Here is a 9,276-nt window from a genome sequence, read left to right on the forward strand (position 1 = left end):
AAAACTTTGCAACAGAACCGAAAAAAGTAATAGAATCAGAAAATGTGCGTTAGCTAAAACAACAAAAAAGGAATAGATCTCTCTATTCCTTTTTTGTTTGCTCTATTGGGCAATTTTTTCTATAAACAAAGCTAAAATAGTAACAGCGCTGAGAAAGCTTTAACCAATTTATTAGTCGAACATTTTTTTAGCTGCTTTGAGCAATGTTGGAATATCTTTATCATATCTTGGCGTTTTGACTAATTTAGACATCGGAACGCCTGCGAAATGAAACGCTGCGATTTCTCCGGAGCGTACTGCACTTTGCTCAGTGAAAATCATCTGATACGGTTGTTCAACGAATTCGCCAGTAAAGGCTAAGTTTGTTGAATGTTCCGGAATTACTTTTGGCCGATCAATTTTAGCCCGATTGTTAAACAAAGCAGAAGCATATGGCATATATACGGGAATATTATTGATAATACTTTCCAAAATGTCTGCTTCTTTTTCCCGAATATTCACTGGTCCAGGATCGACTTTAGATAATTGACCAATCAACTCTTGCGCCATTTCTTTACCGGTCATCTTGATATACTCTTTTTCGACAAATTTGCCTTGACGTCTTGGGTATAAGAAGTAGCCCCAGATGACTGTTTCATTTGTTTTTTGTGTTGTAAAGTGTGGTTGATGATGAACCACAATCGACATATTGACGTCTTTATGACCTAATGGTGTAATCGGTGTGGTTGAAATGAATGAATTTAGCGCATTACCTGGCGTTTGAGTTGTAATTCTGACAATTTCATTCAATAATAAATGATTTTTAGTCGTCAAAGTAAAACTTACCCATTCACTTGCATCACGATCGGCAAAAAATTTGTCTGGATTTCCTAGATTGTAGAATTTTTGACTGATGTTTTTCCACAAAATTGAAGCAGCACCATAATCCATATTTTCATCAGCCGGAGTATTGTAATCCCCTAATGTTGCGGAATCGGTGATTGATCCATTGGTGAAAATGACAGCTGTATCATCATCAATCGGTAAATAATGCTCTTCATTTGTTACCGTGTGAGTCATCTTGATCCCGGTTACCGTAATCTCATCTTGCATTTTAGTCTCTTTAAAATCAAAATCAGTCACCAAACGATTTAAGCAAATTTCACACCCTTGATCTTTTAAATAATTAATCAAAGGCAGCATGATACTTTCATATTGATTATATCTTGTTCGATTGACACCGACTAAATGTTCGATTTGAGTGAATTCGTAAATCATTTGGTGCATGTAACGACGAAATTCTTGTGCCGAGCTTCTGGTTCTAAAAGCAAAAGTTGTTTCCCACATGTACCAAAAATTCGTTTCAAAAAAGTGCGGATCATCCTTGAAGTATTGGGCAATAGTGACATTGTCTAATTTTTCTTCTTCAGAATCAGGCATTGCAATTAATTTAGTTAGCAACGTGCGATCCGTATTATTGAATCCCAATTTGCCACCATCAATAATTCCTTTGCCACCTTCAAGCAATCGGGCGATGTCATAGGTTCTATGCTTCGCATCAAACTCTCTAGTGTCTTCTTCTGCCGTCATATGAGGCTCAGTAGCAGAGGGAATTCGACTTAATAGATCCATTAAATCAACATACGTCCGATAGTTCAACATCCGTCCGCCACGCGCAACATAGCCTTTAGTATTTTCCATTGGATGGTTTTCATTCCAATATTCATCTGTTACTGTGTCAGTAGATGCGCCATCATTTGAACCGTGGTCATCTAGTGAATAAAATTTGATTTGAGAGCCACTCCAACCGCCTTCTTGAATAAGATAAACAGCAGCAGCCATATTTGCAATTCCAGCACCGATCATTACAGCCTTATTTTTTCTCATAATGCTTTCTCCTTCAAATTTCGACTTTTATTTACTCGTATCATATTCATCGTACAAATAATCATCATTTTCAAGCAAACCGGTTTTTTTGCCTAAAAGGACACCACCAATCGTCAATAAACCAATTCCTAAACCTAGTTTAAATAGTTTGTTTTTCATGAGAGCACCTCTTTCTTATTGCTAATTTCTCTTTTATGATTTAATTTTATAGCCCTAAAAATTTAATTACAAACTTAAGCACCCGTGGATTTTTCAAATATAAACATTTTGGTTAAACTGTCTAAAAAGATATGTTTGTAAGAAAGGTATATTTATGAATAAAGGATTCAAAGAGGAACTATTAACTGGAAGCATAAAATAGAAATTATTTGCTATTATTGATAAAAGACAATCAAAATTTATAGTAAGAATAGCGAAGAACGAAAGGAAGGCAATCATGACCGATTTAGTAGATTTATTAAAATTGAAGAGTGATCAAGAGCAAGAATATTGGTATCAGCGATCAGTACCGGCAAATACAACATTGCTTTATGAAGGGGATATAGCCGATAAAGTCTATTTTGTTAAACGAGGTGCCTTACGTCTTTGGAATAATGACGATGGAAAAGATATTACGCTGCAGTTTTTCTTTGAAGGTCAAATTGTGACCTCTTATGAAAGTTTTTACTTGCAAAAACCAAGCATGTTATCGATTGAAACGATTGAGGATACCGAAGTGCTAGTTTTGGACAACGAAAAATTAGCATTACTAATGAATGAATCACCTGATTTACTCTATTTCATAATAGATCAACTATCAAAACGATTCATCGCCTACACCGAATACTTTTTATCGAGAATTAAAAACTCGCCTGAAAAAAGATATCTTTCCTTAGTTAAAGAAAATACTGAGTTGGTTCGACGAGTACCGGATCGCTATATTGCTTCTTTTTTAGGGATCACACCCGTTTCCTTAAGTAGAATAAAAAAAGAATTTCATAAGCTAATTATCTTTTGTTAATTACAAAGTCAGTATTCTCCGATATTCTTTAGCCAGAAAAGATAAAGGAGAAATACAATGAAAACATTAATTATTTATAATCATCCCTATGAAGGAAGTTATAATCATGCCATTTTAACTTCTGTAATTAAAGGAATTAAAAAAGCACAAGGTCAATATGAAGTCATCGATTTGGATAAAGAAAATTTTAATCCGGTTATGACTTCCGCAGATTTATTAGGCTTTGTAAAACATGAAGCCGTGGATCCACTAGCTAAAAGATACGCAGAGAAAATCTACGAGGCCGACCATTTAGTTTTTATTTTTCCAATTTGGTGGGAATTGATGCCTGCAATGACGAAAGGTTTTATCGATAAAGTCATCTATCCAGGACTAACTTATGATTATGGGGAAAATGGGATCAGCATGGTGAGTTTGTTGCCCAATTTAAAGTCAACGACGGTAATCACAACAATGAATACCCCTAAAGTCATGTATCATTTTATTTATGGCAATGCGTAAAAAAAGGCCCTTATCAAGGGTACCTTTAAAAAATCTGGGATGAAAAATGTTAAATGGCTAAGTTTGAATATGATAAAAATGGTCAATGGAAATAAAAGACAACAATGGCTAGATAAGATTGAAAGACGATTTTCTAAAAGTAGGTAGATTTATAAACTCCTAAACACGTCTAATCCAGCGATCTTTTATTTAAAATCTTCTTCATAGAATAAAAAACGGTCTCGTTAAATACTTTCGAGACCGTTTTTCTTATATTTTCGCTAAAAGATACGACAAATGAAAGAATGTAGGTAGCACTTTTACTACAAGAAAGCTATCTTAGCGTTGTGACGGAGTTAATTCAGCTACAGTTAATATTCCATAGGCAAGTAGAAAACAAAATAAACGAGCTAAAAATGCGGGAACACCTAAAGTGACAATAGGCATAACTAACAGATTTACAAAAATAAAAGTTAAACATATTAGAATAAGTCTGGTCATATGATTACTCCATTCTTAGGGCAGCATGAGAGCTGTCGAATCTTATCAAATGATAGTTCTTCAAAAAAGATGAACTAAAACGAGTTTAAAAACATGCTGGATTACTTAATGAGTTGTGTGATTAGGACTACTAGAATAGATGAAAAATCAAAAAGTAGATGGATAATCCAGCTAGTCCAGATTGAATTACTTTTTATTGCCGCACGGTTAAATATCAAACGGGCGCTTCCTTGAATCAGAAGAATATGAATCAGTGTCTTGAAAATGTCACCATTATAATAAGTCGTAAAGTGAATTAAACCAAAAACAACGGCTGACAAGCAACTAGCTATCCAAAGCTTAAACTTACTAGAAAAAACACTTAAGAAATACATCGAAAAAAGCTCTTCTCCCATGATCATAATCGGAAGAATAATCAGCAAGGCTAAACCCGGTTTATCGTTTACAGCATTTCCTCTTAAATGCCAGCCAAAAACATTATTTAAGGTTAATGCGACAGACATACTGACAACCCAATTAAGAACAAAATAGAAGAAGATGTTTCTAACGGGATTCACTGGTTTTGAAAATAGCGCCTTGGTATTTTGATGACTATAAACGATAATAAACGCGATATAACTTGTAACAGCAAGTGAAAAAATAGCGATATAAGATGAGAAAAACAATAAAATAGCTAAACCAGAAAAAACAATTAAAGTAGCTGGGAGTACTTTTTTTATTTCGATTGATTGATTAAGTAATTTGTTCATGAGATGCTCCTTTAGTTTTATTAACAAGCTGCAGTATACACCGTTATTTTAAATAATCTATATTATTTAATCGTATAAAGAAAGTTGAATAAAAAAAGCGTTTTCCAATTCAGGATAATTTTATATTAATACAGGAAAAAGTAGTGAGAATAACAGTTGTTTAGATTCCAGTAATTAGAGTAACCGATAATCCTTGTGTAGCTTAATTTGAGTGGTTTTTATGAAAGTATTAAATATTCTAACTTTACGACATCATTATCAGCAAAAAGAGATCCGAACAAAAGTAGAAAATTCTTTTGTTCGGATCTCTTAAATCACAGGATCCTTTTTAATCTAAATCAAGAACTGTTGTTATTTATCTTAGCTCATATTTTTTATTCTACTTTTGATGGATGAATAACTGGCTTAAAGACACGTTTAAATACAGGGGCTAATAAAAGATAAAAAACGAAATTTCCACTACCATGAAGGACATCAAAAAATAAGCCTTGAAAATAGTAGGCCCAAAAAGAGGGTAATTGATAGAGAAATACCTCGACTCTCGACACGATCAATCCATAGCAAAGGCCACAGAAAAAAGCAATCAAAGCTTGAAGGAACGTATGTCGTCTGATCAGAGTTATTTTTGATAAAAAATGAAAAAGAGTGACAATACTGCTAAAAGCGAGAAGTTGGCTGATAGTCCAACTACCCATTCCTAAGTAGAGATTTGTTCCTAATAAGCTGACTATCGTAACGATCAAAGTATCAGCGTAGCTGCCGTAAAAAGCTAATAAAAGTAAAATAGCACTCATTGGCTGGACATTCGGAATCCAAGTAAATAGGAGGCGCCCCACGATACAAGAAGCGCTAAATAAAGCAAGAGTAGTAATCCTTCGGGTAGGAAAGCGTAAAAAGGTTGGTTGTCGCAATGGGAGAACTCCTTTGAATTAATTGATAATAGTTCTCATTTTACCAGAATTAAAGTTAATTACAAGATTGAATTATACTTTATATGGTGTCATAATACTATCCGGACACAACATATTGTGTTCTCGATAATAAAGGTGGTAGTAATAAATGGATTATCCTGTGACATATATAGAAAAATTAAATCAAGATATTTCGTGTTTTCCTGAAGTAGTGGCAATCACTCCCGAGATGAAACAGACATTTGAAGGGATCTCACGGCTGATTATGCTTGATCGCTATACGTATAAAGATCTAGGTGGGAAAACTTTGGCCGTAGGAGATATCGTTATCTTGACGACTCATCCGGATCCGCAATATCCAGCACGAGGAATCGGAAAAATCGAGGAAATCAATAAAGAACAGTTGATTATCCGGGTGGAAGAAGAGTTTCAAAGTGCTTTGACTGATCCTGAGGAGTTAGCTTCAGGTCGAGTGATTCGAACGATAAACGAAGTTGAAAAACCACTCGAACTTTACTTTGAACAAATTGCAGCTCGTGTAGCTAGTGGAATCTCTGCGATTGAAGGAGAAAAAAGCCCTCAATTTTTTGCGGACTTTTACCATCATTTGACAGAACAAAATCTGATCCCTGCAGGTCGAGTCCTTTATGGTGCTGGAACGAATACCGAAGTTACGTATTTTAATTGCTACGTGATGCCCTTTATCCACGATTCACGCGGTGGATTAGCCAGTCATCGGCAAGAAGTGATGGAAATAATGAGCCGTGGTGGTGGTGTCGGAACGAATGGATCAACATTAAGACCCAAATCAGCAATTGTTCATGGCGTGAACGGCAAGTCATCTGGAGCGGTCTCATGGTTGAATGATCTAGCTAATTTAACCAATTTAGTTGAACAAGGCGGGAGTCGCCGTGGAGCAAAGATGATCATGCTGAATGATTGGCATCCGGATATTTTTGAATTTATTATCTCTAAGATCCAGAACCCAGCTATTCTAAAAAATTTGGTTGCTACTAGCAATAGCGCCAGGGTTCGTCAATTGGCGAATGAAAAATTAGTTTTCACACCTCTAACGCCAGATGACAAAGAATTGTTAGAATTTTTTGTTCAACACCAAGCACCAACTTCTGCGAAACGCTCTGTAAAAGAAGCTCAGCAAAAATTACAAGTAGGCGGAACATACAGTGTCAAAGATCCCAACTTTTTAACGGGGGCTAATATTTCAGTCTGTTTGACAAAAGAATTCATGCAAGCAGTTGAAAAGGATCAAACGTATGACCTACGCTTTCCAGCAATTGAAGACTATGACACTAATGAAATGGCTGATTATGATCAGCATTGGATGGAAGTTGGGGACGTCAGAGAGTGGGAAGCGACAGGTCGTAAAGTAAAAATCCATCAAACAATCAAAGCTCGTGAATTGTGGGATTTGATTACGTATTGTGCAACCTATTCAGCAGAACCAGGAATCTTTTTTATTGATAATGCAAATGAGATGACGAATGCCCAAGCTTATGGTCAAAAAGTCGTTGCGACAAATCCGTGTGGAGAACAACCTTTGACACCGTATGCTGTGTGCAATCTTGCTGCTGTCAATTTAGCGAATATGTTCAATAAAAAAACAAAGACCGTTGATTTTGATAAATTAGCAGCGGTTGTCCGTGCTAGTGTCCGCTTCCAAGATAATGTAATTGATGCCACACCTTACTTCTTTGAGAAAAATGAACAACAAGCCAAAGGAGAACGACGCGTTGGACTTGGCGTTATGGGGTTAGCAGATTTATTAATTTATTGCGAAAAAGTTTATGGTTCTGAAGACGGTAATCGTTTAGTAGATCAAGTATTTGAAAAGATTGCGATTACGGCTTATCAAACATCGATCGAACTGGCAAAAGAAAAAGACAGTTTTCCCTTTTTAGTTGGTAAAACAACTGAAGAAACAATGTTACTGCGTCAGCGTTTTATTGAATCGGGCTATATGAAGAAAATGCCTGAATCAATCCGACAAGCGATTCTGACATACGGTATTCGTAATTCTCATTTATTAACAGTCGCACCCACAGGATCGACGGGAACGATGGTCGGTGTTTCAACCGGTTTGGAACCTTATTTCTCTTTTTCTTATTTCAGAAGTGGACGTTTAGGAAAATTCATTGAAGTCCATGCTGCGATCGTCGATGAATATTTGAAAAATAATCCATCCGCTAATGCTGAAAATTTACCGCCGTTCTTTGTATCAGCGATGGAACTGTCACCAGAAGCACATGTAAGTGTGCAGTGTGCGATCCAGCGTTGGGTAGATAGTTCGATTTCAAAAACCGTCAATGCACCTAAAGGCTATCAAGTAAAACAAGTGGCCGCAATTTATGATGACCTGTATCAAGGTGGGGCTAAAGGTGGAACCGTCTACGTGGATGGCAGTCGTGATTCACAAGTGTTGACACTTGAGGCAGATGAAAATGTATTTGAAGAACCTACAGCAGTGGTAGAAGAGAATCAAAGGACACTTGAACCAATGGATCTAGAATCAGAAGAACTATGTCCGATTTGCCATGAAGGTAGAATTGAAGAAATCGGTGGCTGCAGTACCTGTACTAATTGCAAAGTTCAACTAAAATGTGGTTTGTAAAAGGAGCTATTTGATGAAAATTTATACTAAAAGTGGCGATAAAGGAAATACCAGCATTATTGGTGGACAAAGAATAAAAAAATCTGATGCTCGCGTGTGCGCCTATGGTAGTGTTGATGAAGTAAATTCTTGGATCGGAAAAATTATTTCAGAATTGGATGAAAAAAAATTTGCGCTATTGAAAACAGAATTAATCGCATTACAAATTTTACTTTTTGATCTTGGAACAGATCTGGCTACACCGGCTGGCGTTAGGGAAATGCTCGTTGGCAAACAAGAGGTGGCTGAAATCGAGGCCATGATCGATCATTATCAAGAGAAAGTTCCCGTGATTGAAAAATTTATCTTACCTGGAGGACATCCGGCGGCGTGCGATATGCAGATTACACGTACAGTCATACGTCGGGCAGAACATGAGATGACACAATTGCTTATTTCAGAAGAACATATCAATTTACATGCGTACAAAATTATGAATCGCTTATCGGATTTGTTTTTTGTACTTGCGCGCTATGTAAATACTGTTTATTCTGTAACAGAGCCATTTTATGAACGAGCAGGTAAGGTATTTCATTAAGAGAGGGTTTTAAATTTGAAAAAATTCGCAACATTACTAACAGTTTTTATTGGGTTATTCATTATGACAGGGTGCCAATCAAATCAAAATGATCAAGCTTCGTCAAAAGCATCCACTCAAGCAACAAGCGAGGTTGCCAAATCATCTGCGTCGATAAAATTGATGGATAGCGATAAAGAAATAACCTCAAAAAAAGTCACTTATCAATCAGGAGACTCATTATTGGAAATTTTAAAAGCGAACTTTGAAGTAAAAGAAAAAGATGGTTTTATTACTTCAATTGACGGTCATGCTCAGGATGAGAGCCAAAAAAAATATTGGACATTCACGATCAATGGAAAAATGGGTGAAAAAGGCGCCAGTGAAACGACACTCGCTAATAATGACCAGGTCGTTTTCAATTTGGGCGTATTTAAATAATATATTCGCATTTTGTAACAGTAAACAAACGCTAGAAAGTACCATAAAATTTTTAGCTTTTTAAAAGAATAGCTTAATTTTAATGTTTTTCTTAGATGGAATATAAGGAATAAAAAATATAGGTTCTGTTGCAAAGTTAAAAA

General features: G+C 35.9%; 9 protein-coding genes. 5 read left to right on the top strand and 4 right to left on the bottom strand.

All coding sequences use genetic code 11. The features are described 5' to 3' along the window. Window positions 1-171 precede the first annotated feature (171 nt). The gene (locus RV04_RS12640; RefSeq protein WP_071858815.1) at window positions 172-1,866 is read right to left on the bottom strand and encodes an oleate hydratase; all 1,695 of its coding nucleotides are present in this window, start codon (window positions 1,864-1,866) and stop codon (window positions 172-174) included. A 27-nt stretch (window positions 1,867-1,893) separates the two neighbouring features. Continuing rightward, window positions 1,894-2,025, bottom strand: a complete 132-nt coding sequence (locus RV04_RS12645) for a methanol dehydrogenase (protein WP_071858816.1) — start codon at window positions 2,023-2,025, stop codon at window positions 1,894-1,896. A gap of 277 nt (window positions 2,026-2,302) precedes the next feature. Here RV04_RS12645 and RV04_RS12650 point away from each other — a divergent pair, with 277 nt between their 5' ends. Then, window positions 2,303-2,866, top strand: coding sequence for a Crp/Fnr family transcriptional regulator (locus tag RV04_RS12650; protein WP_071858817.1), 564 nt, complete (start codon window positions 2,303-2,305; stop codon window positions 2,864-2,866). Window positions 2,867-2,923: 57 nt separating this feature from the next. Beyond that, the gene (locus tag RV04_RS12655; protein ID WP_245791101.1) at window positions 2,924-3,367 is read left to right on the top strand and encodes an NAD(P)H-dependent oxidoreductase; all 444 of its coding nucleotides are present in this window, start codon (window positions 2,924-2,926) and stop codon (window positions 3,365-3,367) included. A 581-nt stretch (window positions 3,368-3,948) separates the two neighbouring features. On the opposite strand, the gene RV04_RS12660 is transcribed toward RV04_RS12655, so the two are convergent. Both RV04_RS12660 and RV04_RS12665 read right to left on the bottom strand, forming a co-directional pair. Further along, window positions 3,949-4,596: a CPBP family intramembrane glutamic endopeptidase gene (locus RV04_RS12660; RefSeq protein ID WP_071858818.1), complete on the bottom strand. Its 648-nt coding sequence runs from the start codon at window positions 4,594-4,596 to the stop codon at window positions 3,949-3,951. Window positions 4,597-4,970: 374 nt separating this feature from the next. Next, the gene (locus RV04_RS12665; RefSeq protein ID WP_071858819.1) at window positions 4,971-5,507 is read right to left on the bottom strand and encodes a cobalamin ECF transporter; all 537 of its coding nucleotides are present in this window, start codon (window positions 5,505-5,507) and stop codon (window positions 4,971-4,973) included. Between the two features lie 148 nt (window positions 5,508-5,655). Between RV04_RS12665 and RV04_RS12670 the strand changes: the two genes are divergently transcribed. Genes RV04_RS12670 through RV04_RS12680 form a run of 3 tightly spaced genes read left to right on the top strand, consistent with a single transcriptional unit; the run spans window position 5,656 to window position 9,133 of the window. Then, the gene (locus RV04_RS12670; RefSeq protein ID WP_071858820.1) at window positions 5,656-8,136 is read left to right on the top strand and encodes a vitamin B12-dependent ribonucleotide reductase; all 2,481 of its coding nucleotides are present in this window, start codon (window positions 5,656-5,658) and stop codon (window positions 8,134-8,136) included. A gap of 13 nt (window positions 8,137-8,149) precedes the next feature. After that, window positions 8,150-8,713 (top strand): cob(I)yrinic acid a,c-diamide adenosyltransferase, encoded by a 564-nt coding sequence (locus RV04_RS12675; RefSeq protein ID WP_071858821.1) that lies wholly within the window; start codon window positions 8,150-8,152, stop codon window positions 8,711-8,713. A gap of 15 nt (window positions 8,714-8,728) precedes the next feature. Next, on the top strand, window positions 8,729-9,133 hold the full coding sequence (locus tag RV04_RS12680) for a DUF4430 domain-containing protein (RefSeq protein ID WP_071858822.1): 405 nt from the start codon (window positions 8,729-8,731) through the stop codon (window positions 9,131-9,133). Window positions 9,134-9,276 lie beyond the last annotated feature (143 nt).

The sequence above is a fragment of the Enterococcus hermanniensis genome (genome assembly GCF_001885945.1).
Classification (GTDB): Bacteria; Bacillota; Bacilli; order Lactobacillales; family Enterococcaceae; genus Enterococcus_A; species Enterococcus_A hermanniensis.

Excerpts from the sequence above, each read along its gene's own strand:
- RV04_RS12675 (WP_071858821.1), top strand. The coding sequence starts at position 8,150 with ATGAAAATTTATACTAAAAGTGGCGATAAAGGAAATACCAGCATTATT.
- RV04_RS12670 (WP_071858820.1), top strand. The coding sequence starts at position 5,656 with ATGGATTATCCTGTGACATATATAGAAAAATTAAATCAAGATATTTCG.
- RV04_RS12645 (WP_071858816.1), bottom strand. The coding sequence starts at position 2,025 with ATGAAAAACAAACTATTTAAACTAGGTTTAGGAATTGGTTTATTGACG.
- RV04_RS12650 (WP_071858817.1), top strand. The coding sequence starts at position 2,303 with ATGACCGATTTAGTAGATTTATTAAAATTGAAGAGTGATCAAGAGCAA.
- RV04_RS12640 (WP_071858815.1), bottom strand. The coding sequence starts at position 1,866 with ATGAGAAAAAATAAGGCTGTAATGATCGGTGCTGGAATTGCAAATATG.
- RV04_RS12660 (WP_071858818.1), bottom strand. The coding sequence starts at position 4,596 with ATGAACAAATTACTTAATCAATCAATCGAAATAAAAAAAGTACTCCCA.
- RV04_RS12655 (WP_245791101.1), top strand. The coding sequence starts at position 2,924 with ATGAAAACATTAATTATTTATAATCATCCCTATGAAGGAAGTTATAAT.